The organism is Rhodococcus rhodnii NBRC 100604, from assembly GCF_001894925.1.
In the GTDB taxonomy this organism is placed as follows: domain Bacteria; phylum Actinomycetota; class Actinomycetes; order Mycobacteriales; family Mycobacteriaceae; genus Rhodococcus_F; species Rhodococcus_F rhodnii.
In genome coordinates, this window is the sequence record NZ_BCXD01000004.1 from 18,140 (window position 1) to 41,869 (window position 23,730).

The 23,730-nt window shown below is 70.5% G+C and carries 24 protein-coding genes and 1 pseudogene; 17 read left to right on the top strand and 8 right to left on the bottom strand.

Going from position 1 to position 23,730, the window contains the following annotated elements; all coding sequences use genetic code 11:
- The first annotated feature begins 41 nt into the window (after positions 1 to 41).
- Positions 42 to 344 (top strand): co-chaperone GroES, encoded by a 303-nt coding sequence (gene groES / locus RR1_RS04125; RefSeq protein ID WP_010836086.1) that lies wholly within the window; start codon positions 42 to 44, stop codon positions 342 to 344.
- Positions 345 to 433: 89 nt separating this feature from the next.
- Entirely contained in the window at positions 434 to 2,047 is a 1,614-nt protein-coding gene (gene groL / locus RR1_RS04130; RefSeq protein ID WP_010836085.1) for a chaperonin GroEL, read from the top strand.
- 180 nt (positions 2,048 to 2,227) lie between these two features.
- Here the strand turns inward: groL and RR1_RS04135 are convergent, their stop codons facing one another.
- Positions 2,228 to 2,521: a WhiB family transcriptional regulator gene (locus tag RR1_RS04135; protein WP_040771957.1), complete on the bottom strand. Its 294-nt coding sequence runs from the start codon at positions 2,519 to 2,521 to the stop codon at positions 2,228 to 2,230.
- Between the two features lie 355 nt (positions 2,522 to 2,876).
- On the opposite strand from RR1_RS04135, the pseudogene RR1_RS23075 reads away from it, so the two are divergent.
- The 5 genes and pseudogenes from RR1_RS23075 to RR1_RS04155 all read left to right on the top strand — a co-directional run.
- Positions 2,877 to 3,071 (top strand): annotated as a pseudogene (locus RR1_RS23075) (MerR family transcriptional regulator); the annotation flags it as partial.
- 120 nt (positions 3,072 to 3,191) lie between these two features.
- A complete protein-coding gene (locus RR1_RS22775) occupies positions 3,192 to 3,800 on the top strand; it encodes a hypothetical protein (protein WP_051110972.1) in 609 nt (202 codons plus the stop codon).
- Positions 3,801 to 3,846: 46 nt separating this feature from the next.
- Positions 3,847 to 4,596 (top strand): hypothetical protein, encoded by a 750-nt coding sequence (locus RR1_RS04145; RefSeq protein WP_072713601.1) that lies wholly within the window; start codon positions 3,847 to 3,849, stop codon positions 4,594 to 4,596.
- A 172-nt stretch (positions 4,597 to 4,768) separates the two neighbouring features.
- On the top strand, positions 4,769 to 5,359 hold the full coding sequence (locus RR1_RS04150) for a sigma-70 family RNA polymerase sigma factor (protein WP_010839377.1): 591 nt from the start codon (positions 4,769 to 4,771) through the stop codon (positions 5,357 to 5,359).
- Positions 5,340 to 6,272, top strand: a complete 933-nt coding sequence (locus RR1_RS04155) for an anti-sigma-D factor RsdA (protein WP_010839376.1) — start codon at positions 5,340 to 5,342, stop codon at positions 6,270 to 6,272. The genes RR1_RS04150 and RR1_RS04155 overlap by 20 nt, the downstream gene beginning before the upstream one ends.
- An 83-nt stretch (positions 6,273 to 6,355) precedes the next feature.
- Here RR1_RS04155 and RR1_RS04160 read toward each other — a convergent pair whose 3' ends face one another.
- A complete protein-coding gene (locus RR1_RS04160; RefSeq protein ID WP_010839375.1) occupies positions 6,356 to 6,760 on the bottom strand; it encodes a DUF5319 domain-containing protein in 405 nt (134 codons plus the stop codon).
- A 307-nt stretch (positions 6,761 to 7,067) separates the two neighbouring features.
- Here RR1_RS04160 and guaB point away from each other — a divergent pair, with 307 nt between their 5' ends.
- The 4 genes from guaB (at position 7,068) to guaA (ending at position 13,360) form a co-directional block, all read left to right on the top strand.
- Positions 7,068 to 8,591: an IMP dehydrogenase gene (gene guaB, locus RR1_RS04165; protein WP_010839373.1), complete on the top strand. Its 1,524-nt coding sequence runs from the start codon at positions 7,068 to 7,070 to the stop codon at positions 8,589 to 8,591.
- A gap of 85 nt (positions 8,592 to 8,676) precedes the next feature.
- A complete protein-coding gene (locus RR1_RS04170) occupies positions 8,677 to 9,816 on the top strand; it encodes a GuaB3 family IMP dehydrogenase-related protein (RefSeq protein WP_010839372.1) in 1,140 nt (379 codons plus the stop codon).
- A gap of 132 nt (positions 9,817 to 9,948) precedes the next feature.
- Positions 9,949 to 11,703 carry a GMC oxidoreductase gene (locus RR1_RS04175; RefSeq protein ID WP_010839371.1) on the top strand — a complete coding sequence of 585 codons (1,755 nt, stop codon included), beginning with the start codon at positions 9,949 to 9,951 and terminating at the stop codon, positions 11,701 to 11,703.
- A gap of 91 nt (positions 11,704 to 11,794) precedes the next feature.
- On the top strand, positions 11,795 to 13,360 hold the full coding sequence (gene guaA / locus RR1_RS04180; RefSeq protein ID WP_040774467.1) for a glutamine-hydrolyzing GMP synthase: 1,566 nt from the start codon (positions 11,795 to 11,797) through the stop codon (positions 13,358 to 13,360).
- A 37-nt stretch (positions 13,361 to 13,397) separates the two neighbouring features.
- Here the strand turns inward: guaA and RR1_RS04185 are convergent, their stop codons facing one another.
- Positions 13,398 to 13,628: a hypothetical protein gene (locus RR1_RS04185; protein WP_010839369.1), complete on the bottom strand. Its 231-nt coding sequence runs from the start codon at positions 13,626 to 13,628 to the stop codon at positions 13,398 to 13,400.
- Positions 13,621 to 14,952 carry a PspC domain-containing protein gene (locus RR1_RS04190; RefSeq protein ID WP_040774343.1) on the bottom strand — a complete coding sequence of 444 codons (1,332 nt, stop codon included), beginning with the start codon at positions 14,950 to 14,952 and terminating at the stop codon, positions 13,621 to 13,623. Before RR1_RS04190 ends, RR1_RS04185 begins: the two co-directional genes overlap by 8 nt.
- Before the next feature lie 133 nt (positions 14,953 to 15,085).
- Between RR1_RS04190 and RR1_RS04195 the strand changes: the two genes are divergently transcribed.
- Positions 15,086 to 16,444 (top strand): ATP-binding protein, encoded by a 1,359-nt coding sequence (locus RR1_RS04195; protein ID WP_010839367.1) that lies wholly within the window; start codon positions 15,086 to 15,088, stop codon positions 16,442 to 16,444.
- Complete coding sequence (locus RR1_RS04200; protein ID WP_010839366.1) at positions 16,441 to 17,124, top strand: response regulator; 684 nt, start codon at positions 16,441 to 16,443, stop codon at positions 17,122 to 17,124. The genes RR1_RS04195 and RR1_RS04200 overlap by 4 nt, the downstream gene beginning before the upstream one ends.
- Before the next feature lie 13 nt (positions 17,125 to 17,137).
- Here RR1_RS04200 and RR1_RS04205 read toward each other — a convergent pair whose 3' ends face one another.
- Together RR1_RS04205 and RR1_RS04210 are read right to left on the bottom strand one after the other, a co-directional pair.
- Positions 17,138 to 17,965, bottom strand: a complete 828-nt coding sequence (locus RR1_RS04205; RefSeq protein WP_010839365.1) for a sulfurtransferase — start codon at positions 17,963 to 17,965, stop codon at positions 17,138 to 17,140.
- On the bottom strand, positions 17,962 to 19,146 hold the full coding sequence (locus RR1_RS04210) for a serine/threonine-protein kinase (RefSeq protein ID WP_010839364.1): 1,185 nt from the start codon (positions 19,144 to 19,146) through the stop codon (positions 17,962 to 17,964). The genes RR1_RS04205 and RR1_RS04210 overlap by 4 nt, the downstream gene beginning before the upstream one ends.
- Before the next feature lie 211 nt (positions 19,147 to 19,357).
- On the opposite strand from RR1_RS04210, the gene imuA' reads away from it, so the two are divergent.
- The 3 genes from imuA' (at position 19,358) to RR1_RS04225 (ending at position 22,232) form a co-directional block, all read left to right on the top strand.
- A complete protein-coding gene (gene imuA' / locus RR1_RS04215; protein ID WP_051111263.1) occupies positions 19,358 to 20,137 on the top strand; it encodes a DnaE2-dependent mutagenesis accessory factor ImuA' in 780 nt (259 codons plus the stop codon).
- Complete coding sequence (locus tag RR1_RS04220; RefSeq protein WP_040774337.1) at positions 20,134 to 21,708, top strand: DNA polymerase Y family protein; 1,575 nt, start codon at positions 20,134 to 20,136, stop codon at positions 21,706 to 21,708. The genes imuA' and RR1_RS04220 overlap by 4 nt, the downstream gene beginning before the upstream one ends.
- 95 nt (positions 21,709 to 21,803) lie before the next feature.
- Positions 21,804 to 22,232: a hypothetical protein gene (locus RR1_RS04225; RefSeq protein ID WP_010839361.1), complete on the top strand. Its 429-nt coding sequence runs from the start codon at positions 21,804 to 21,806 to the stop codon at positions 22,230 to 22,232.
- A 15-nt stretch (positions 22,233 to 22,247) separates the two neighbouring features.
- Here RR1_RS04225 and RR1_RS04230 read toward each other — a convergent pair whose 3' ends face one another.
- Both RR1_RS04230 and RR1_RS04235 read right to left on the bottom strand, forming a co-directional pair.
- Positions 22,248 to 22,514: a hypothetical protein gene (locus RR1_RS04230; RefSeq protein ID WP_040774333.1), complete on the bottom strand. Its 267-nt coding sequence runs from the start codon at positions 22,512 to 22,514 to the stop codon at positions 22,248 to 22,250.
- Between the two features lie 248 nt (positions 22,515 to 22,762).
- A complete protein-coding gene (locus RR1_RS04235) occupies positions 22,763 to 22,981 on the bottom strand; it encodes a hypothetical protein (RefSeq protein ID WP_143153700.1) in 219 nt (72 codons plus the stop codon).
- 361 nt (positions 22,982 to 23,342) lie between these two features.
- Between RR1_RS04235 and RR1_RS04240 the strand changes: the two genes are divergently transcribed.
- On the top strand, positions 23,343 to 23,687 hold the full coding sequence (locus RR1_RS04240) for a hypothetical protein (protein ID WP_010839358.1): 345 nt from the start codon (positions 23,343 to 23,345) through the stop codon (positions 23,685 to 23,687).
- The last annotated feature ends 43 nt before the right edge of the window (positions 23,688 to 23,730 follow it).

A 23,730-nucleotide genomic window follows, 5' to 3' on the forward strand; every position in this document is an offset into this window, starting at 1 on the left:
GGCGACGCCTCGGACGGATACCCCAAAGTGGAGGGCTCATCGTGGCGAGCGTCAACATCAAGCCGCTCGAGGACAAGATCCTCGTCCAGGCCAACGAGGCCGAGACGACGACTGCCTCCGGCCTGGTCATTCCCGACACGGCAAAGGAGAAGCCCCAGGAGGGCACCGTCGTCGCAGTCGGACCCGGCCGGTGGGACGAAGACGGCGACAAGCGGATCCCGCTCGACGTCAAGGAAGGCGACGTCGTCATCTACTCGAAGTACGGCGGAACCGAGATCAAGTACCAGGGCGAGGACTACCTGATCCTGTCGTCCCGCGACGTGCTCGCTGTCGTCGGCAAGTAAAGCCCACGTGATCCGCCCCGGTCGACGCCGACGAGTCCACTCGCCGGCGGCGCCGGGGCGGAGTGCGTTCCACACAGGAGCAGACACCCATGTCCAAGGAAATTGAGTTCAACGAATCCGCGCGCCGAGCACTCGAGCGCGGCGTCGATCAACTCGCCGACGCAGTGAAGGTCACGCTCGGACCGCGTGGACGTCACGTCGTGCTGGCCAAGGCGTTCGGCGGCCCCGTCGTCACCAACGACGGCGTCAGCATCGCCCGCGAGATCGACATCGAGGATCCCTTCGAGAACCTCGGCGCCCAGCTGGTCAAGTCCGTCGCGACGAAGACCAACGATGTCGCCGGCGACGGCACCACGACCGCGACGGTCCTGGCGCAGGCACTCGTCAAGGCCGGTCTGCGCAACATCGCCGCGGGCGCGAACCCGATGGCGCTCGGCGCCGGCATCGCCAAGGGTGCCGACAAGGTCGTCGAGGCGCTGCAGTCCGCTGCGACCCCCGTCGAGGGCGCGAAGTCGATCGCTCAGGTCGCGACGGTCTCGTCGCGCGACGCCGAGATCGGCGAGATGGTCGGCGAAGCGCTCACCCGCGTCGGCGCCGACGGCGTCGTCACGGTCGAAGAGTCCGGTGCACTCGACACCGAGCTCGTCATCACCGAGGGTGTGCAGTTCGACAAGGGCTACCTCTCGCCGTACTTCGTGACGGACACCGACGCGCAGAAGGCGATCTACGAGAGCCCGTACATCCTGCTCTACCGCGACAAGATCAGCTCGCTGCCCGACTTCCTGCCGCTGCTCGAGAAGGTCGCGGAATCGGGTAAGCCGCTGCTCGTCATCGCGGAGGACGTCGAGGGCGAGGTGCTGTCGACGCTCGTCGTCAACTCGATCCGCAAGACGCTCAAGGCCGTCGCCGTCAAGGCGCCGTACTTCGGCGACCGCCGCAAGGCGTTCCTCGAGGACCTCGCGGTCGTCACCGGGGGCACCGTGATCAACACGGACCTCGGCCTGAGCCTCAAGGAGGCCGGACTCGACCTGCTGGGATCGGCTCGTCGCATCGAGGTCACCAAGGACGAGACCACGATCGTCGACGGCGCGGGCGAGCAGTCCGACGTCGACGCCCGCGTCGCACAGCTGCGCCGCGAGATCGAGGCGACCGACTCCGACTGGGACCGCGAGAAGCTCGAAGAGCGCCTCGCGAAGCTCGCGGGCGGCGTCGCGGTCATTCGCGTCGGCGCCGCGACCGAGACCGATCTCAAGGAGCGCAAGTTCCGGGTCGAGGACGCGGTCAACTCCGCGAAGGCCGCCGTCGCCGAGGGCATCGTGCCCGGTGGCGGTTCGGCGCTCGTGCAGGCCGGTCGGGTGCTCGACGGCAACCTCGGTCTCACGGGTGACGAGGCGACCGGTGTCGCGGCCCTGCGCAGTGCGCTCAACGCGCCGCTGTACTGGATCGCGTCGAACGCCGGTGTCGACGGCTCGGTCGTCGTCAACCGCGTCTCGGAGCAGAAGAGCGGCGAGGGCTTCGACGCCGCGACGCTCGAGTACCGCGATCTGGTCGAGGCCGGCGTCATCGACCCGGTCAAGGTCACGCACTCGGCGCTCGTCAACGCCGCCTCGGTGGCGCGCATGATCCTGACGACGGAGAGCGCCGTCGTCGAGAAGCCCGAGGAAGAGGACCCGGCGGCTGCCGGCCACGGCCACAGCCACTGAGTCCGTCCCCGGCAGCGATCTCGCGCTGCCGGGCGGCCTCGGCCGCGTTACGAAGATGCCCCGCACGGATCCGTCCGTGCGGGGCATCTCTCGTCGCTGGGTGCGGGGCTCCGTGTGGCACGCCGCTCAGGGCACGGAGGCCGCGCCGTTGGGTTCCCCCTGTGAACCCCCGACGCGGGGTCAGACAGCGATGCGGCTGCGGCGCTGGCGCGCGTACATCTCACGTTCGGTCTCGGACATGCCGCCCCAGATTCCGTACGGCTCCGCGACGGCGAGGGCGTGCGTGCGGCACTGGGTGAGAACGGGGCACTGACGGCACATCTCCTTCGCGCGGCTCTCACGCTGCGCACGGGCGCGTCCGCGCTCGCCGTCGGGATGGAAGAACATCGCGGAGTCGACGCCGCGGCAGAGGCCGTGCATCTGCCAGTCCCAGACGTCGGCGTTGGGACCGGGCAAGGTGTGTGGTGCAGGCATGTGGACTCCTTCGACACGACCCGCTCGTTCGAGCGAGTTGACCTGGATCCGATCCCCCCGATTCCGAAACGCGGCACGCCGGGTGAGGCGTCCGCACGATTCGGCAGCGGTGGAAATCGGACCACCAACCGTTCACGCCGCTTACCGTAGGGTGCGTGCGGAAATCGAGTCAATAGTTGTTCACAGTGGTCGATTCAACGCCCTTCGCCGCAAGATTTAACCTGGCGATCATTTACATTCGGTAGCCCGCGTGTTGCGCCTTCGGGTTGAGAGACTCCGCCGCGCGGGTGACGATGTATCCGTGGCAGACCCAGCGGACCCGGCCGTGCGCGGTGACGTCGAGGCATCCGGTGAGATGCCGACGTTGACCGTGTCTGCGCTGGCCAAACGACTGGGCGTAGCTCCGGCGACGCTGCGGACGTGGGACCGGCGCTACGGCATCGGACCGTCGGCACACCGGCACGGACGCCACCGTCGGTACAGCACGGACGACGTCGCGCGGCTCGAATGCATGCTTCGGGCACTCGACGGCGGAGCGAGTTCTGCGGACGCTGCACGGTACGCACTTAACACAACGGCTACTTCGCTGTCAGAAATCGAACACCTTCCGTCCGGTTTCGGGGTACGTGACGATTTCGTTACGAGTGTGAAAACTCGGGTTTCGCCCCCGGTGCGTACGGATTCGCCGGCCCGCCCGAACGGCGCCGACATCGCGAGAATCGATGCCGCGATCGTCGCCCGCGATCTGGTGTCCGTCCACCGCACGCTCGAACGAATCGCGCTCGAGCGTGGCGTCGTCGCACTGTGGGACGAACTCGTGACGCCACTGGTGACGCGTGCACGCGGGCTCGATCCGGAGAGCGCCGCGTTGTTCGTGGAGTGCCTCACAGGAGTGTTCACGACGCTCACGGTGGACGCGCCGATCGGCACCGGGGTGCCCGTGCTCGCCTCGCCCATGCCGGGGTCGCCACCTCCGCTCGAGTTCCGGGCGCTCGCGGCCGCGCTCGCCCGGCTGCCGGTCAATCTTCGGGTCGCCGCACCGGTCTCGCGATCCGCGTTCGGGTCGTCCGTCGTCGGATCGGGCGCCGCCGTCGTGATGCTGTGGGCCGTGGACGAGCCGGCCGAGGACGTCCTCGCGCTCACGCGGTGGCTGCGGCGGCGGTGCCGGGGCGTCGCGGTCGCGGTCGGGCCGGGGGAGTACGCGGACCTGCCGCGCGCGGTGGCGCGGTTCGGCTCGCTCACCGGCGGCGTGCGGTGCGCGGCCGATCTCACGGTCTGACGAGGCCGTCGCTGCGGCGCGGCGCTGCGGTGCGATGCTTGCGCCCATGACAGTGCCGCCCGTACCCGACAGCGCAGCGCGGCGGTGGCAGGCCGCGGTCGAGTGGGGAGCCGCGGGATGGTTCGCGCGGGCCCGCACGATGCTCGACACGCTCGTCGCCGACGCCGGCGTCGCCCCGGTGTACCGCTCGCTCGCGCAGAGCACACGCGGGTCGCTCACGCGCCAGCTCGGCGGCCACCGCGACGCGGCGATCGACGACGGCGCGGCCTTCGTCCGTGTCGTGCGGGACGCCACGCCCCTCGGCGCGACGGCACGGACCGATGCCCTCGTGGGGCTCGCCGCCGACGCTCTCGGAACGCGGCGCCTGGTGCTCTCGCGCAGCCTGCTCGCGCGGGCACGTGCCGAAGCGGGCCCCGCGGCGCCACGCGCCCTGCTTCGCATCGACTGGGTGTCCGCCAAGCTCGCGCTCGCGGGCGGGGACGCCGCGGCGGCCCTCGGGCCCGCACGCGCGGCGCTCGTCGCGGCGCGCGAGCTGGCGTCGCCGCGGCACGTCCTCAAGTCGCGGCTGATCCTGGCTGCGGCCTCGTGTGCGACCGACCCCGTCTCGGCCGATGCCGAGGCGGCCGACATCGAGGAGAGATGTGCGGCGGCGGGCCTCGTCCCGCTGATGTGGGCGGCGGCGATGTTGCGTACGGGCATCGCTGCGGACGCCGACGGTCGCGCGCGAGCCCACGCACGGGCGCGTAGTTCCGCACGGGTGCTCGGTGAGCGCGGCGGCATGCCGGCCGGTATGTGACCGACGGGCGGTGACGAGCATCGCGCCGACGGCGATTGCGGCTTGGTACCGGACGTGAGCCGCCCGCGTACCGTGCGGTCCGCCACCGTTACGCTGTTGGGGTTCCGCCGGGCGGCGGAAGCACACCCGGTTGGGGGGACGTGTCACCGCAGAGCCAGGACGACCGACGAAGATGAGCGAGACGGCCGAGGAGTTGGACTCCCATGTCGCAGCCGCGGTACGCGGCGATCGTGGCGCTCTCGCTCGCGTTCTGGAGAACGTTCGCCCGCTCGTCGTCCGCTACTGCCGCGCCCGGGTCGGCGCAGGTGAACGCGGGCATGCGTCCGCCGACGACGTCGCGCAGGAAGTGTGTCTCGCGGTGATGACGGCACTCCCGCGCTACCAGGATCAGGGCCGCCCCTTCATGGCGTTCGTCTACGGCATCGCCGCGCACAAGGTCGCGGATGCGCATCGGAACACATCGCGTAACAAATCCGACCCGGTCGCCGAAGTACCGGATGTCGTGGCCGTCGACGGCGGCCCCGAGCAGCGGGCTCTGGATTCGGAGGCCAGCAGGGAGATGAACGCCCTGCTGGCGACCCTCCCGGAGAAGCACCGGGAGATCCTGATCCTGCGGTTGGTCGTCGGGTTGTCGGCCGAGGAGACCGCTGCGTCTGTCGGAAGCACGGCGGGAGCCGTGCGTGTGGCCCAGCACCGGGCCATCGCGAAGTTGAAGAAGGAAGTCATGAGGGCAGGTGAGAGCAGTGGCCGGGGACGACCGTGACGGCGGTGTCGACCCGGACGACGCCGGTGACGGCGCACCACTGGACGTCACTGCGGTCCGCCGTGACGACGCGCTGATCGATGCGATCGCCGGTAACGGTCCCGTGGCGACGGACAGCCCCGAACAGTACGAACTCGCACTGGCGCTGACCGCGTGGCGGTCGAGCATCGTCTCCGAACCGCTGCCTTCCGGTCCGACTCTCGACGAGGCGGCCGCGGCGCTCGGCGCCCGTCCGCAGCGGTCGCGTCCCCGCCGTCTGTCCATCGTGCGGCCGGCTGCCGCAGCGGCTGCCCTCGTCGTCGTGGCCCTCGGTGGCGGCACGCTCGTGTCGTGGAACGCGCAGCCCGGCGACCCGCTGTGGGGCGTCAAGTCGGTCGTGTTCAGCAATCAGGCCGATTCGACCATGGCGCGGGTCGACGCGAGCACCCAGCTCGACGACGCACGTGCGGCGCTCGAGTCCGGCGACCTCGGTTCCGCGCAGCGGCTGCTCGAGGCGGCGCGGGGGAGTGCCGACGGCGTGCGCGACGCAGCGCAGCGCGCCGAGCTCGACGCGCTGATCGCCCGTCTCGACGCGGAGTTGCGTGCCGCGGCGGTACCGCAGGAGGTTCCGCCTCCGGTCGTCGAGGCCCCCGATGTGGTGCCGCAGGCCCCCGTCGTGCCGCCCGCGCCCGAGCAGCCGGCCCCCCAGCCGCTGCCGCCGGTCCTGCCGCCGCCGCCCACGGATGTCCCGCTCCCGCCGCAGGACACCACCGCAGCGACGCTGCCGCCCACGTCGACGACGACGCCCGATCCCGGAATCATGATGGCGCCGGTGCAGCCGACGACGACGCCGCCGGGATCGTCGAACTCGCCGGGTGGCCTGCCCACCACGACGGCGGCGTCGCCCGCTCCGCCCAGCACGTCGGGGAACTGACCCCACGGCACGAGCGTCACAGAACACGAGAGAGGGCCGGCACCAGATGGTGCCGGCCCTCTCTCGTGTTCGTATGACGCGTGTCAGGCGTCGAAGTTCTCTTCGTGCATCGCGTCGTTCATCGCGGCGTCCGCGTATCCGCGGCAGTAGTCCCACGTGACGTAGGAGTCGGGATGGGGGTCGTACGCGGGCTCGTGCGGGCGGACCGTGCCGTCGACGAGGAGTTGCAGCAGGTTGGCCCTGAGCATGTCCCAGTCGTGGTAGTGATCCTGTTGACAGTCCTCGCAACACACCACGAGGCCGCGAACCCCGCGATGGGCCAGAAGTGCTTCGTACACCGCGAGATCGGCGAGATCCTCTTCGACCGCGAGGCGTTCGTGCGAGTCGAGCGGTTCGCCGGGTTCGATCGCATCGAGGGCAGCCGAGGGATCGGAAGGGTCCCCCGCGAAGGGATCCGGCGGCAGTCCGGGAGGCAGTTGATCGCGCACACGAACACGGTACGCAGTGCTGTGCCGTGTGCGCCAGCCGTTACGGCGTTTCCGCCGGTGGGACGGTACGGGCCGGTCACTCCCGTGGTGCCGATATCATGGTGTCGGGAGTCGAGTACACCGTGTCTCGTCCGCACCCCGTGGTCCGGACGGATCGTCGTGGTCCGGGCGGATCGTCGTCCGCGGACCACCGGACGCTTCGGGTGACCGGCCGGCTCCCTCCGGTACTCGCGTGAGTGTGCGTGGGGCCCACGATCTCGGCCACCGCCCGGTGGCAGTGCGTTTCGTAGAGGAGGACCCGACCCGCATGACCAGTTCCGCAGGACATGTCCACACCGGTGGTGACGACCCGAACAAGGTCGCCATGCTGGGGTTGACGTACGACGACGTTCTCCTGCTGCCTGCGGCGTCGAACGTCATTCCCAGTCAGGTCGACACGTCGAGTCTTCTCACGCGCGAGATCCGCCTCCGGGTCCCCCTCGTGAGTTCGGCGATGGACACCGTGACCGAGGCCCGGATGGCGATCGCGATGGCGCGAGCGGGCGGCATGGGTGTGCTGCACCGCAACGTGTCGATCGAGGCGCAGGCCGGCCAGGTCGAGACCGTCAAGCGCTCGGAGGCCGGCATGGTCACCGATCCCGTGACGTGCTCGCCGACCGACACGCTCGCCGAGGTCGACGCGAAGTGTGCGCGTTTCCGCATCTCCGGCCTCCCGGTCGTCGACGACGCCGGCCAGCTCGTCGGCATCATCACGAACCGCGACATGCGATTCGAGGTGGATCAGAACCGTCCCGTCGTCGAGGTGATGACGAAGGCGCCGCTCGTCACGGCGCAGGAAGGCGTCACGGCCGAGGTCGCGCTGGGGTTGCTGCGTCGTCACAAGATCGAGAAGCTTCCGATCGTCGACGGCAGCGGCAAGCTCACGGGTCTCATCACGGTCAAGGACTTCGTCAAGACCGAGCAGCATCCCGACGCCACGAAGGACCGCGACGGACGCCTGCTCGTCGGTGCGGCCGTCGGTGCGGGTGACGAGGCCTGGTCGCGGGCGTCGGCACTCGTGGACGCGGGTGTGGACGTGCTCGTCGTCGACAGCGCGCACGGGCATTCCGTCGGCGTGCTCGACATGATCGCGAAGCTTCGGAAGGAGGTCGGCGATCGCGTCCAGCTCATCGGTGGCAACGTGGCGACGCGGCAGGGCGCGGCGGCGCTCATCGACGCCGGTGTCGACGCCGTCAAGGTCGGTGTGGGACCGGGCTCGATCTGCACGACGCGTGTCGTCGCGGGCGTCGGTGCCCCGCAGGTGACGGCGATCCTCGAAGCGGCGTCCGTCGCGCGCCCCGCGGGCGTGCCGGTCATCGCCGACGGCGGACTCCAGTTCTCGGGCGACATCGCGAAGGCGCTGGCAGCCGGTGCGTCGACGGCGATGCTCGGGTCGCTTCTCGCGGGCACGGCGGAGTCGCCGGGCGAGCTGATCCTTCTCAACGGCAAGCAGTACAAGAGCTACCGCGGCATGGGGTCGCTCGGCGCGATGCAGACGCGTGGTTCCGGCAAGTCGTACTCGAAGGATCGTTACTTCCAGGACGACGTGCTCTCCGAGGACAAGCTCGTCCCGGAGGGCATCGAGGGCAGGGTCGCGTTCCGTGGCCCGCTCGCCCAGGTCACCCATCAGCTGACCGGTGGCCTGCGCGCGGCGATGGGCTACACGGGGGCGGCGACGATCGAGGAGCTGCAGGACGCGCAGTTCGTGCAGATCACCGCGGCCGGGCTCAAGGAGAGCCACCCGCACGACATCACGATGACGGTCGAGGCGCCCAACTACACCGCGCGCTGACCGCGGTCGCGGGCCGTGACGGCCCGCTCGACACGAGAAACCCGCCGGCCACGATCGGTTCGCCGGACACGAGAAAGGGAGGCGCGTGCGCGACCTCGTCGAGATTGGAATGGGCCGGCAGGCCCGGCGAAGCTACGAGCTGGACGACATCGACATCGTTCCGTCGCGGCGGACCAGGTCGTCGCAGGAGGTGTCCACGGCGTGGCAGCTCGATGCGTACCGCTTCGACATCCCGATCCTCGCGCATCCGACGGACGCCCTCGTGTCGCCGTCGTTCGCGATCGAGCTCGGCAGGCGGGGCGGCCTCGGCGTCGTCAACGGTGAGGGCCTGTGGGGCCGTCACGCCGACGTCGACGCCGAACTCGCGCGGCTGATCGAGATCGCGGAGTCCGACGCGGATCCCGACGCCGTGATCGAGCAGTTGCAGCGGCTGCACGCGGCGCCGTTGCAGCCCGGTCTGCTGGCGGCGGCGGTTGCGCAGGTGCGTGACGCGGGCGTGACGACGGCGGTGCGTGTGAGCCCGCAGAACGCACGGGCTCTCGCGCCGCAGTTGATCGAGGCGGGCGTCGATCTGCTGGTCGTGCACGGAACGATCATCTCGGCGGAGCACGTCGCGCAGGGCGATTCCGAACCGCTGAACCTCAAGACGTTCATCGGCGGGCTCGACGTCCCGGTCGTCGCGGGTGGCGTGAGCGATCACCGCACCGCGCTGCATCTCATGCGCACGGGTGCGGCCGGTGTGATCGTCGGCTACGGCTCGACGCCGGGCACGACGACGACGGGCGAGGTCCTCGGCATCGGGGTGCCGATGGCGACGGCGATCGCCGACGCCGCGGCCGCACGTCGCGACTATCTCGACGAGACCGGTGGCCGGTATGTGCACGTGATCGCGGACGGCGACATCGTCTCGTCGGGTGATCTCGCGAAGGCCATCGCGTGTGGTGCCGACGCCGCCGTGCTCGGTACGCCGCTGGCCGTGTCGGCGGAGGCCCCGGGCCGGGGCTGGTACTGGCCGTCGGCGGCGGCACACCCGTCGGTGCCGCGTGGTGCGCTGCTGCCGGTCGCGGTGGGGGAGCGGCCGACGCTCGAGCAGGTTCTGACGGGCCCGTCGAACGACCCGTTCGGTTCGCTCAATCTGGTCGGTGGACTGCGTCGTTCGATGGCGAAGTCGGGATATTCGAGTCTGAAGGAATTCCAGAAGGTGGGTCTCACGGTCCGCGGCTGAGGGGACTTTCGGTCGCATGGCAGAGTTGCTGCGACGCGGGGTTACACTCAGGAAGACCCTGTGGTTGGTGTCACAACCCACAGGTGCATACTGGCGAGTAACCACGCAGCAGCTTCTCCCGGAGGTCGAGACATGAACGAGCAGCAGCGGACCACCGACTACGACGTCCTCGTCGTCGGATCCGGATTCGGTGGCAGTGTCACCGCGTTGCGGCTTGTCGAAAAGGGCTACAAGGTCGGGATACTCGAGGCCGGCCGACGATTCGCCGACGAGGATTTCGCGAAGACCAGCTGGGATCTCAAGAAGTTCCTGTGGGCACCGGCGCTCGGCTTCTTCGGGATCCAGCGCGTCCACATGCTTCGCGACTGCCTCATCCTGGCCGGCGCGGGTGTCGGCGGCGGCTCGCTCAACTATGCGAACACGCTGTACAAGCCGCCCGCGTCGTTCTTCCAGGACCGCCAGTGGGCCGACATCACCGACTGGGAAGCCGAGCTCACGCCGTTCTACGACCAGGCTCGCCGCATGCTCGGCGTCGTGCAGAACCCGCACATGACGCCCGCCGACGAGGTGATCAAGTCGGTCGCCGACGACATGGGTGTCGGCGACACGTTCATCCAGACGCCGGTGGGCGTCTTCTTCGGGACGCCGGGCGAGACCGTGAAGGATCCGTTCTTCGGTGGCGTCGGCCCCGATCGGACGGGCTGCATCGAGTGCGGCGAGTGCATGACGGGCTGCCGTCACGGCGCGAAGAACACGCTGCTCAAGAACTACCTGGGTCTCGCGGAGTCTGCGGGCGCCGAGATCGTGCCGATGACGACGGTGAGCGGCCTGCGGGAGCATTCCGACGGCACGTGGGACGTGTTCACCCACCGCACCGGTCCGCTGAAGAACCGCAGCCGCAAGACCTACACGGCCGCGCACGTCGTGCTCGCGGCCGGCACGTGGGGTACCCAGCATCTGCTGTTCGAGCAGCGCGACACCGGTGCGCTGCCGCGCCTCTCGTCGCAGCTCGGTGTGCTCACCCGCACGAACTCCGAATCGATCCTCGGCGCGGCGCGGGTGACGGTCGACCCGGCGATGGACCTCACGCGCGGCGTCGCGATCACCTCGTCGTTCCATCCGAAGCCGGACACCCATGTCGAGCCCGTCCGGTACGGCAAGGGCTCGAACTCGATGGCGCTGCTCCAGACCCTCATGACCGACGGCGGCGGCCGGAGGTGGGTCAAGCTGATCAAGGAGTTCGCCAAGGAACTGAAGACGCCGAAGACGTTGCTGGCGCTGACGCCGTATCGCTGGAGCGAGCGCACGATCATCGCCCTCGTGATGCAGAATCTCGACAACTCGATCACGACATACACCAAGAAGGGCCTGTTCGGGCGCCGCAAGGTGACGAGCAAGCAGGGCCACGGCGAGCCGAATCCGAGCTGGATCCCGGCGGGCAACGAGGCGACGCGGCGCATCGCCGCGAAGATCGACGGCAAGGCCGGCGGCACGTGGGGCGAGATCTTCGACATCCCGCTCACGGCGCACTTCCTCGGCGGCTGTGCGATCGGTGCCGATTCGTCGCAGGGCGTCATCGATCCGTACCACCGCGTGTGGGGTCATCCGACGCTCAGCGTCGTCGACGGCTCGGCGGTGTCGGCGAATCTCGGCGTCAACCCGTCGCTGACGATCTCGGCTCAGGCCGAGCGCGCGGCGTCGTTGTGGCCGAACAAGGGTGAGGAGGATCCGCGGCCGAGCCAGGGCCAGGGTTATCTGCGGCTGTCGCCGGTCGCGCCGAAGAACCCCGTCGTTCCGGCGGATGCACCGGCGGCGCTGACGCTCCCGATCGTCGAGGTCACCTCGGGTCGGCCGACCGTTCCGGAACCCGGCACCGGCGTCGCATGACGGCGACGGGCGCCGGAGCGGCGCCCGTTAGACTGGCGGGGTGTCGGACACCCCAGAACAGCAGCAGAACACCGGTGACGAGCAGCAGGCCGTGGCCGAGCAGCAGCGGCCGGTTCTCGTCGTGGATTTCGGTGCGCAGTACGCGCAGTTGATCGCGCGGCGCGTGCGCGAGGCGAACGTCTACTCGGAGGTCGTGCCGCACACGGCGTCGGTCGACGAGATCGCCGCGAAGAATCCGCGCGCGGTGGTGCTCTCGGGTGGGCCGTCGAGCGTCTACGTCGACGGCGCCCCGGGGCTCGATCCCGCGCTGTTCGATCTCGACGTCCCGGTGTTCGGCATCTGCTACGGCTTCCAGGCGATGGCGAACGCGTTGGGCGGCACGGTCGCCGAGACGGGGACGCGCGAGTACGGCCGGACGGATCTCGCGGTGAGCGGCGGCGTCCTCCACGAGGGGACGCCCGCGACGCAGCCGGTGTGGATGAGCCACGGCGACGCCGTCACCGAGGCGCCCGAGGGCTTCGAGGTCACGGCCTCGTCGGCGGGTGCGCCGGTCGCGGCCTTCGAGAATCGGGCACGGCGCCTCGCGGGTGTCCAGTACCACCCCGAGGTGATGCACTCGCCGCACGGCCAGCAGGTGCTGAGCCGGTTCCTGCACGAGATCGCCGGCATCCCGGGCGACTGGACGGCGGCGAACATCGCCGATGCGCTCGTCGCGCAGGTGAAGCAGCAGATCGGCGACGGGCGCGCGATCTGCGGTCTGTCGGGAGGTGTCGACTCGGCCGTCGCCGCCGCGATCGTGCAGCGCGCGATCGGTGATCGCCTCACGTGCGTGTTCGTCGATCACGGCCTCATGCGCGCCGGCGAGCGGGTGCAGGTCGAGAAGGACTTCGTCTCGGCGACCGGGGCGAATCTCGTCGTCGTCGACGCGTCCGAGAAGTTCCTCGCCGAACTGGACGGTGTCTCCGATCCGGAGACCAAGCGCAAGATCATCGGCCGCGAGTTCATCCGCTCCTTCGAAGGTGCGGTGTCCGAGGTGCTCGGCGAGAGCGCCGCGCACGGCGAGACGGTCGACTTCCTCGTGCAGGGAACGCTGTATCCGGACGTCGTGGAGTCCGGCGGCGGGTCCGGGACCGCGAACATCAAGAGCCACCACAACGTCGGCGGCCTTCCCGAGGACCTGCAGTTCGAGCTGGTCGAGCCGTTGCGCCTGCTGTTCAAGGACGAGGTGCGCGCCGTCGGCCGCGAGTTGGGGCTGCCCGAGGAGATCGTGGGCCGTCAGCCGTTCCCCGGTCCCGGACTCGGTATCCGGATCATCGGCGCCGTCACGCGCGAGCGGCTCGACATCCTGCGTCACGCCGATGCGATCGCTCGCGAGGAGCTCACGGCAGCGGGTCTCGACGGGCAGATCTGGCAGTGCCCCGTCGTGCTGCTGGCGGACGTCCGCAGCGTCGGCGTCCAGGGTGACGGCCGCACGTACGGCCATCCGATCGTGCTGCGTCCGGTCTCGAGCGAGGACGCGATGACCGCCGACTGGACGCGTCTGCCGTACGAGGTGCTCGAACGGATCTCCACGCGCATCACCAACGAGGTTCCCGACGTCAATCGCGTCGTGCTGGACGTCACGAGCAAGCCGCCGGGAACCATCGAGTGGGAGTGACCGCCCGCCCGGTCTGATCGCCCAGCCGGGCCGCCTCTCAGCTGCGGCCGCGGCGTCCGGGGAGCGCGACGAGCGCGATGCCGACGAGGGCGGCGACGCCGGCGACGGTCCATCCAAGGACACCGGTGTCGAGTCCGGTGAGGTCGAGCGGGCCGATCAGTGCCCATCCGCTCACGAGCAGCGCCGCGATGCCGAACGCCAGCAGGACGAGGGAGGGGCGGCGCCCGCTGTCGCGGGTGTCGTGTCGTGTGTTCGTGTCGTCAGCCACGGAGGACCTCCACGTGTCCGAAGGAGTTGTCGATCTCGAGTGTCAGCAGCGGACCGTCGGCCGTGGGACCGTCGGGGAGACAGTCGTTCTCGCCGAAGATCGCGGTGCAGTCGTTGGTGACGTTCATGCCGGGCGGCACGAGGACCGCGGTGTGCCCGAACATCGTGTCGACGGTGACGGTGCGATCGGCGGTGAGGTCGAGTTGCCGTAGGTCGAGCACGCTCGATCCGGCTCCGATGGAGTAGGTGCTCTGTAGTTCGGTCATCGACGTCGGGGTCCACGCGAAGTCGCCGCCGTAGTTGCGGTTGCCGTCGAGCGGCCCGACGAGCGAGGCGAGGATCGTGAATCCCGCGAGCGGGGCGGCGACGACGAGCAGTCCGTGGCCGCGGCGGGTGAGGGCGCCGATCACGAGGCCGATGCCGACGACGGCGAGCGACATGGCGGCGATGCGTCCGGGGGTGAACCAGGCGATTCCGGTGGTGCCTGCCGTGACCGCTCCCGCGACGGCGGTGAGTGTCGCGAGTCCGATGACGACGGGCGTCAGCCGGGAACGCGGTGCTCGTGGTTGTTCGGCGACCTCGCGGGTGCCGGCGGGTTCGGGCAGGTCCCACGCGAACGGCGCGACGCCGAGCGGATCCCACTGCGGTGGCGTGGGGGTCGCCGGTGGGGTGGGCCGCTCGCCGGACTCCTTCGCGGGTTCGGGCGACTGCCCGGTGCGCGGCGGGTCGGGAACGTAGTGGTCCGGCAGCCGCGTGTAGGGGCTGTACTGGTTCTGGTAGGGGCCGGGTGGTGTGGCCGAGTCGGCGGCGTACGGGGTGTGCAGTCCGACGGCGCGCGTGTAGGTGTCGAGCGGCACGGGACAGGTGCCGGGAACCCCGGGGAAGCCTTGCGGGAGCGGCGGTGGCTGTGGGGTACGGCGGTGGAGGAACCACCAGGCCAGCGCGAGCAGTGCGAGGACGAGCACGCTGGAGCCGCCCATCCCGAACGCGCCCGGGCCTGCAGAGGCGGTGACGAAGACGAGGAACGCGACGACGAGGACGGCGATCTTTCCGCCGGACATCGAGCTGTGGCCGCGGCCGAGGGCGGATTCCGCGGCCGACGCCGCGTCGCCGTACTTGGGGAGGAGCAGCCACGCCGCGAGGTAGGCGACGATGCCGCCGCCCCCGAAGAGTGCCGCGACGACGAACACGACGCGGACGAGAACGGGATCGATCCCGTAGCGGTAACCGATGCCGGCGCTGACGCCCGACACCGGCCCGCGCAGCCGCACGGGGCGCGTGCGCCACATGTCGGCCAGCTGGTCCTGGAAGCTCGACTCGGTCATGTCTCCATCGTGGGTGGTGGGGGTGTGCTCGCGCATCGGGATGTTCCCTGATTTGCCGTGACGTCCAGGGATTCGGGCATATCAGGGACGACCCCGATGCCCGGGGCGGCTCTCCCGTGACACGATCGAAGGCGTGTCGTCTGCTCCTGCCCGTCCGCCCGCGCCCGGTGAGATCCTGCCGGTGCCGCGGTTCGAGCGGCGTGCCGGCGGCCGCATCGTCGGTGGTGTCGCGGGTGGTGTCGCCGATCAGCTCGGTGTGGACGCGACGCGGGTGCGCACGGTGTTCGCGGCGCTCGGCGTGGTCGGCGGTGCGGGTTTCGCGTTGTACGGCCTGCTGTGGGTGTTCACGCCGCAGGGCTCCGACACGGCGCGGCCGTCGCGAGACGAACGGACGAAGGCCTACGGGCTCATCGTGCTCGCGATCGTCGCGGGCATGGTGCTGTCGGCGGCGTTCAGCGGCGCGACCGGTACGATCGTCGGTCCGGCCGTCGTCATCGCGGTCGGTGCCGCGCTGGTGTGGCGCGAGTTCGATTCGGGTGGCCCGAAGTCGATGCTCGGCCTGCCGCAGCGTCCCACCGTTCTCACCTGGGCGCGGGTGGTGGGCGGTGTGTCGCTCATCGTCGTGGGGCTCGCCGTCGTCGTGCTCGCTCAGGTCGAGTTCGACGCATTGCGTTCGTCGCTCGCGGCGGTCGTCGTGACGCTCGTGGGTGCGGCGCTGCTGACGGTGCCGTTGTGGCTGCGGCTGTGGCGCTCGCTCGAGGCCGAGCGGGCCGCGCGGATCAGGACGGACGAGCGTGACGAGATCGCGTCGCATCTGCACGACTCGGTGTTGCAGACGCTCGCGCTCATCCAGAAGCAGTCGGGCGACGCCGCCGAGGTCGCGCGGCTCGCGCGAAGCCAGGAGCGGGAGTTGCGGCGGTATCTGTTCGGGGGCGGCGAGAACGCGCATTCGTCGCTGGCCGAGGCGCTCGCGACGATCGCGGGCGAGGTCGAGGATCAGTACTCGATCACCGTCCGGCCCGTGACGGTCGGCGACGTCGCGCTCGGCGACGGCGCAGAGCAGCTGTCGCAGGAGGCATTCACGGCGGTCGTCGGGGCGACGCGCGAGGCGCTGGTCAACGCCGCGAAGCATTCGGGAGAGTCCGAGGTCAACCTGTACATGGAGGCCGAGCCCGATCAGGTGAGCGTCTTCGTGCGCGACCGCGGGAAGGGTTTCGACGCCGAGGCCGTCCCGGCGGACCGGCAGGGTCTCGCTCGGTCGATTCGTGGACGGATCGAGCGCCGCGGTGGCCGGGTCGACGTGCGGACGTCGGCGGGGCGCGGAACCGAGGTGCGGATCCACCTGCCCCGCGGCGTCGTCCACGGTCAGGGCGAGGGCGGGGACGACGACGGCGACACGGCGCGCAGCGGTGGGGAACGGCGGAACGGCCGATCCACTCGCCTACAGTGGGGGCGTCGATCCGCCCGTCTGCAGGAAGAACAGGCTCAGTGACCACGCAGTACTCCGCTTCGGACCCGTCCGCACCGTCTCGCACGTACCGCGTCTTCCTCGTCGACGATCACGCCGTGTTCCGTTCCGGTGTGCGCGCGGAGCTCGGCCGCGAGCCGGACATGACCGTCGTCGGTGAGGCGGGGTCCGTCGCGGAGGCGGTGCGGGGCATCGATGCGGCGAAGCCCGACGTCGTGCTGCTCGACGTGCACATGCCCGACGGCGGTGGCATCGCGGTCCTGCGGGACATCGCGAGTGGTCCGGTGTGCCTCGCGCTGAGTGTGTCCGACGCCGCGGAGGATGTCATCGCGGTGATCCGTGCGGGTGCGCGCGGGTACGTCACCAAGACGATCTCGGGGCACGAGCTGGCGGACGCGATTCGCCGGGTCGCGGGCGGCGACGCCGTGTTCGGCCCGCGGCTGGCGGGTTTCGTGCTCGATTCGTTCACCGGGCGTTCGGCAGTTCCGGAGCCGCCGCTCGATCCCGAACTGGATTCGCTCACGCCGCGTGAGCTCGAGGTGCTGCGGCTGCTCGCGCGCGGGTACACCTACCGGGAGATCGCGGAAGAGCTGTTCATCTCGATCAAGACGGTCGAGACGCACGCGTCGAACGTGCTGCGCAAGACGCAGCAGTCGAATCGCAACGCCCTCACTCGCTGGGCGCACCGCCGCCGGATCGAGTGACCGGGCCCGGCCCTTACTCGTCGCCGGTGGCGGCGGGCCGGTCGGTGTGCGACCACTGCGACCACGAGCCGGGGAACAGCGCCGCGTCGATGCCGGCGACGGCGAGTGCCGCGATCTGGTGTGCGGCGGTGACGCCGGATCCGCAGTAGACGCCGACGGGGGTTCCCGGTGCGACGCCGAGTGCCGCGAATCGGTCGGCGAGTTCGGTGGCGGAGCGGAAACGTCCGTCGCCGCGCAGGTTCTCGGATGTCGGTGCGCTCACGGCGCCGGGGATGTGCCCGGCCCTCGGGTCGACGGGTTCGGTGGCGCCGGTGTAGCGCTCGGTCGCGCGGGCGTCGAGGAGGACGCCGGGAAACTCCGCGGCGTCGTCGATGCCGATCGTGGGCAGGGCGCCGGGGGTGATCTCGACGTCTCCCGGGGCGGCCGCGTACTCGTCGCCCGCCGCGGTGGGCAGGCCGGCGGCCCGCCACGCGGGGAGTCCGCCGTCGAGCAGCCGGACGTTCTCGACTCCGCCCCATCCGAGCAGCCACCACGCGCGTGCGGCGGCCGTACCGCCCGTCGCGTCGTAGACGACGACGGGCTGTCCCTGCCGGATTCCCCAGCGGCGCGCGGCGGCCTGCAGTGCGGCGGGGTCGGGCAGCGGATGACGGCCGGCGTCCGGGGACGCGGGTGCGGCGAGTTCGGTCTCGAGATCGACGAAGACCGCGCCCGGGACGTGTGCGTCGCGGTAGTGCGCGTGGCCGTGGGGATCGCCGAGCGCCCACCGGACGTCGAGCAGGACAGGCGGATTCGGGCCCGCGAGCTCGCGGGCGAGGTCGGTGGCGCCGACGAGGACCGTCACGGCTGGATCACCAGCACGATCGCCGCGACGACGGCCGCGAGCACGAGGATCGAGACCATGACGCTCATCGCGATCGGGGCAGAGTCGACGATCTTGTCGCGGAGCGTGCGCGGTTCGGCCCGGGTGGGCCACACGAGCGGCTGCACGGGTCTGCGGGCGTCGTCGAGCGAGCCTGCGGGGCGTGCGGGCGGGAGTCCACTCATCGTCGATCCGATGGAACGACGCGAATCCTGCAGTGGCGTACCGTGGCTCGCCCACGCCGGGACGGTGCCGGTCGCGGAGTAGATCGGCTGGCCCATGATCTGCTCGACGCCTCCGCTCGGGCCGAGAGCGGCGGCGGCGAGCTCGTCGCGGGCCTGCGCCATGGTCGGTCTGCGGGCGGGATCGGGTTCGAGCATGTGCAGCAGCGGTTCGGTGAGCGGCCCGGTCTGCGTCGGCGGCCGGATCTCGCCCTTCGCGACGCGGTGCAGCAGCGCGATCGAGTCGGTGTCGATCCCGAACGGCGGCTGCCCCTCGACGACGGTGTAGAGGGTCGCGCCGAGCGAGAACACGTCGCTCTTCTCGGTGGGATCCTTGCCGCGGGCGACCTCGGGGGCGAAGTAGGCGGGGGTGCCGGTGATGACGCTGTCGGCGGCGTCGGCGGCGTCGCCCTTCGCGCGGGCGATGCCGAAGTCGCTGATCTTGACGGTGCCGAGGCCGCGGCCGCGATCGGCGACGAGGATGTTGCCGGGCTTGATGTCGCGGTGGACGATGCCCGCGTGGTGCGCGGCGGCGAGTGCGTCCGCGACCTGGGCGCCGACCTGCGCGACCTCGATGGGCGGGAGGGTCTCGGCGATGTTCATCGCCTGCGCGAGCGACCGCGACGGGACGTACTCCATCACGAGCCACGGTTCGCCGGATTCGAGTGCGACGTCGTACATCGCGATCGAGTGGGGATGGGTCAGTTTCGCGGCGTTGCGGCCCTCGCGCATCGTCCGTTCGCGGACGGCGCGCGCCTCGTCGGGGTCGAGTCCGACGGTCGTCGTGACCTGTTTCACGGCGACGTCGCGCTGCAGCAGCGTGTCGCGCGCGAGCCACACGGCACCCATGCCGCCGCCGCCGAGCTTGTGGCGCAGGCGGTAGCGCCCTGCCACGAGGTACTCGGGTCCGATTCCTCGGATCGCCTGGCCGCTGTCGGTCACGCGCTCAGGTTAACCGACACGGGTGTGAGGCTTGGTTCACATGCATTCACCAGGCGTTTCTCCGTGCGCTTGACGTGATGCGCGAGGAGGGGATTTACTGAAAACGGATCGAAAACGTGTTCGATGTGGTCTGTGCCTTCCCCGCAGTCCGGTCGTGTCACCGAGTCGTGCCCTGCGCGCGGTCCGGTGACGAGCTGAGACGAGGGTGGAGATGAACGACGCTGCGCGTCGGGAGCGGATCGAGCAGCTTCGGCGGCAGATCGCGGCGGTCCCCGCGAAGGGGGAGTCGGTCGCTGCCGCGCAGCCGATCGCTGCCGCGGAACCGGGGGCCTCGGTCGCCGATCCCGCGCTCCGAGGCGGTGTCTCCCCGGCGTCCGTGCTTCCGGTCCCCGGCGGGCTCGCCGATCTCCTGCCGCGCGGTGGGCTGGTGCGGGGCTCGGTCGCCACGGTGTCGGGTGCCGCGTCGCTGCTCGTGGGGCTCGTCGCGGCGGTCACCGCGGACGGCGGGCACGTCGCCGTCGTCGGCCGCCCGGACATGAGCCTGCTCGCCGCGGTGGAGATGGGGGCGCGGCTCGACCGGCTCGCCGTCGTCCCGGATCCGGGGCCCGATCCGGTGGAGATCGCGGCGGTGCTGCTCGACGGGATGGACCTGGTCGTCCTCGGGCTGGGTGGGGCCGCAGTGCCGCCGACGCGGGCGCGCGCCGTCGTCGCGCGGGCACGGAGCAAGCGGTCGACGCTGGTGGTGACGGACGGCCGGTGGGACGGCGCCGAGGTGGCGCTCGACGCACGTGTCGACGGCTATCACGGCCTCGGCGACAGCACGGGCCGCGGCCGGGTGTGCGGGGTGCGGCTGTCGGTGAACGCCCGGGGCAGGGCTTTTCCGGTGCGCAGCACGCGGCTCGGGGTGCAGTCGCGGCGCGGCAGGGTCGAGTGGGAGTGCGCCGACACCGAAGCGGCCGCCGTCGTGGCGGAACGGGCGGTGGGGTCGTGACGGCGCGCCGGGTGCTCGCGGTGTGGTGTCCCGACTGGCCCGCGGTCGCTGCCGCGGCGGACGCCGACGTCTCGCCCGCTCGTCCGGTCGCGGTGCTGACGGGCAGCCGCGTCACGGCGTGTTCGGCTCCCGCACGTGCCGAGGGAGTTCGGCGGGGACTGCGCAAACGGGAGGCGCAGGCACGGTGCCCGCAGCTCTACGTCGCCGGTGTCGATCCCGACCGGGACGCGCGGTTGTTCGAGCCCGTCGCGGCGGCCGTCGATGCCGCCGTTCCCGGTGCGGAGATTCTGCGTCCGGGGTTGATCGTGCTGTCGGCGCGGGGGGCCGGCAGGTTCTTCGGGTCCGAGGAGGCGGCTGCCGAGCGGCTCGTCGACGAGGTCGCCTCGATCGGGGTCGAATGCCAGATCGGTGTCGCCGATCAGCTCACGACGGCGGTGATCGCGGCGCGTCACGGTGTTCTCGTTCCCGCGGGGGAGGGTGCGCGTTTCCTCGCGCCGTTGTCGATGCGGGAGCTCGCCGCGGAACCGGCGCTCGCGGCACCCGAACGCGACGATCTCGTCGATCTGCTGCGGCGGCTCGGGATTCGCACGATCGGCGAGTTCGCGGCGTTGCCGGCCACCGACGTCGCGTCCCGGTTCGGCACCGACGCGGTGCTCGCGCATCGCGCCGCGCGCGGCGAACCCGAGCGTCCGCCGTCGCCGCGTGCGCTGCCACCGGATCTCGTCGCCGAGATGCACTGCGATCCGCTGATCGAGCGGGTCGACGCCGCGGCCTTCGCGGGACGCGCGCTCGCGACCCGGCTCCACGGTGTGCTCACGGCGGCGGGTGTCGCATGCACCCGGCTGACGATCACCGTCGTCACCGATCACGGTGAAACCCACACGCGCACATGGCGATGCGCGGAGCCGCTCACGCCGGAGGCGACAGCCGACCGGGTCCGCTGGCAGATCGACGGCTGGCTGACGGGGCGTGGACGGCGAGGTAGCGACACACCGAGGCCCAGCGCGGGGATCGCGGTGCTGCGGCTCGACCCGGTCGAGGTGGTCTCGGCGGGTGCGTTGCAGCCGGGATTGTGGGGTGGTGTCGGTGAGGAGGACGAGCGTGCCCGCCGCGCCCTCACCCGGGTCCAGGGCCTGCTGGGTGGCGACGCGGTGCGGGTCGGGGTGCTCAGCGGTGGGCGAGGTCCGGCCGAACGCATCACGCTGCTGCCGTGGGGGGAGGAGCACACGCCCGAGCGCGACCCGGATCAGCCGTGGCCGGGCCGGCTGCCCGAGCCCTCACCGACGACCCTGTTCCCGGCGCGGCCCCGCATCCGGGTGACGGGGACGGGCGGCGGCGACGTCGTCGTCACCGATCGGGGCATGTTCTCGGACGTGCCTGTTCACGTGGCGTGGGGGAGCAGGTCGTGGCGGGTCGAGGCCTGCGCCGGACCGTGGCCGGTGGACGAGTGGTGGTGGGATCCGCGGCACGTCACCACGATCTCGCGTGCGCAGATCCTGCTGGAGGACTCGCGGGCGTTGCTCGTGGTGTGCGATGCGGAGGGGTGGGCGGTGGAGGGGATCTACGAATAGCGGTCTTCCGGTGGATGGGACCGGGCGTTGTGGGCGGGTGCCCCGGAGGGTCCGATGGAGCAGGACGAGTTCGGCGGAGCTGACGGAGGTACCCCATGACGACGACGATGACGGTGCGCGAGAACGTTCCGGTCCTCGCGATGGTGGGTCAGGACTCGCCCGGGACGGATGTGCGGTTCGTGCGTGTCGATGCCGCCGACCTGCGGGAGGCGTCCGCGATCACGCGCAGGTTGCGCGCCGACGCGGGGGACGCGTCGGTCCTGCTCGACGTGCATGTGCATCTCGCGGACGATGCGCGGACAGCGCGGCGCGAAGTGGCGGAGTCGCAGCGTGATGCGGGTGCTGCCGTCCACTACATCGGAACGCCCGCGGGATTCGCGGGACTCGTCGCCGATATCCGCTCGGCGGGCGTCGCCGACGGCATCGTCGCCATCCCGATCACCGACGACCCGGGGACGCGGCGCGCGCTGCGCGACGTCGTCGCCCCGATGCTCCACTGTGGAGACGTCGTCGACGTCGCGTGAAACACTCGTGCTCGTTCAGCCGCTCAGCACGGCTGCAACGATCGCGACGACGACCGCGAAGCCGGTGCCACCCAGGATCGTCACGCGGGAGGTGGTGCCTCGAGTCTTCTCGAGCGCGAACGTGACGAGGCCGGTCGCGAGACCGCCCACGACGAGAGCGTCGGCAGTGACGGTGGTGAACGAGACGGCGATCGCCACGTAGAGCAGCGCGAACATCACGATGGCCTGCGACCAGCCAGGAGGGTCGCCGAGGACGTTCTTTCTCTCGGGTGGTGGGGTCATGCGGTCGTTCTCCGATTTCCGTGGGCAGGTCTCGGGGGCGAACGTCGACGTCGATCGAGCACGGACCGTGTGCAGGGGCCGACGTCGCACCGTGGATGCACCGTAGCAACGGGTGGCGACGCAGAGCCGCCCCACGGCGAACGTATCGTGAACAGTCCTAGGTCCGAAACACGAGGCGGTCCTGATGAATTCGCTGCCGCGAGCGTCATCCGCTGCGGCGCGTCGTCTCACTTCGAGCAGAGCGGGGATCAGACTTCGGCGATGAAGAGTTCCATCATCTTCGCGGATCTGTCCCCGGCGTCCTGCTCGGCGAATATGCGGTCGAGCAGCGCTTCGACCGGGAGCGGCTTCGGTATGGTCTCGAACCTGTTCGTGACGATGCCGAGTTCCAGATTCCCACTCGAATCGATGCACGAGAGCACCGATTCCACGACGTCTCGTGCGGCGACGAACGACGTGGTCCCCATGGTCTTCAGCACATCCGCGATGGATACCCAGTCGTTGAAGTAATGGAGCTCGGCGACTATTCGTGCATTGATCTCTTCGGCGACATGGCTTTCCGGTTCTGTGGGGCGACCGCGATCGTAGGATCTCGCGTACCGCCATCATTGCTCGTCGGCCCGAGCGCGCGCGACCCGTTTTCGTCCGCCCACGGCGTCGTTCTGGACGGTCGGACGCGACTCCCGCGAATGTCGGACGCCGTTGTTACGGTGATGGGGTGACGTCGAGGACACATCGAGCCAGGGATGCGGTGGAGATGCCGCAGCCCCTGTTCGTCCTCATCCGGGGGTAGCGGGCAGGGGCTCCGAGATCCCCTGGAGGCACCTCGTGTCCCGTACCGATGCACACACTCCGTTCTTCGTCAGGCTCCACTTCGGTGAGTTCGCCACGTCTCCGTATCACGCGTCGTGCCATCCCGAATGCGATCTTCCGGAGCGTCCGCCTCTGCGCCGCGATTACCGAACGAACTGCACCTGGCTCTTTCAGTACACCGGCATCGGTGCCTGTTCGTGCTGGATGTGCCATGAAGGTCCGCAGGCTCGCCGGGCCAACCGTCGCGAACGTCAGCGCGATCGTCGCGTGCTCGCGGACGCTCTGAAGGCGTGGCGGGCCGGAGAGGACGACGCCTTCGAGGACATCCGCCCCACCTTGTCGCGCCTGCGTTACATGTAGGCCTCCCGCTGGCCGTTATGCCGAGAGTGCATGCCGATGCCGT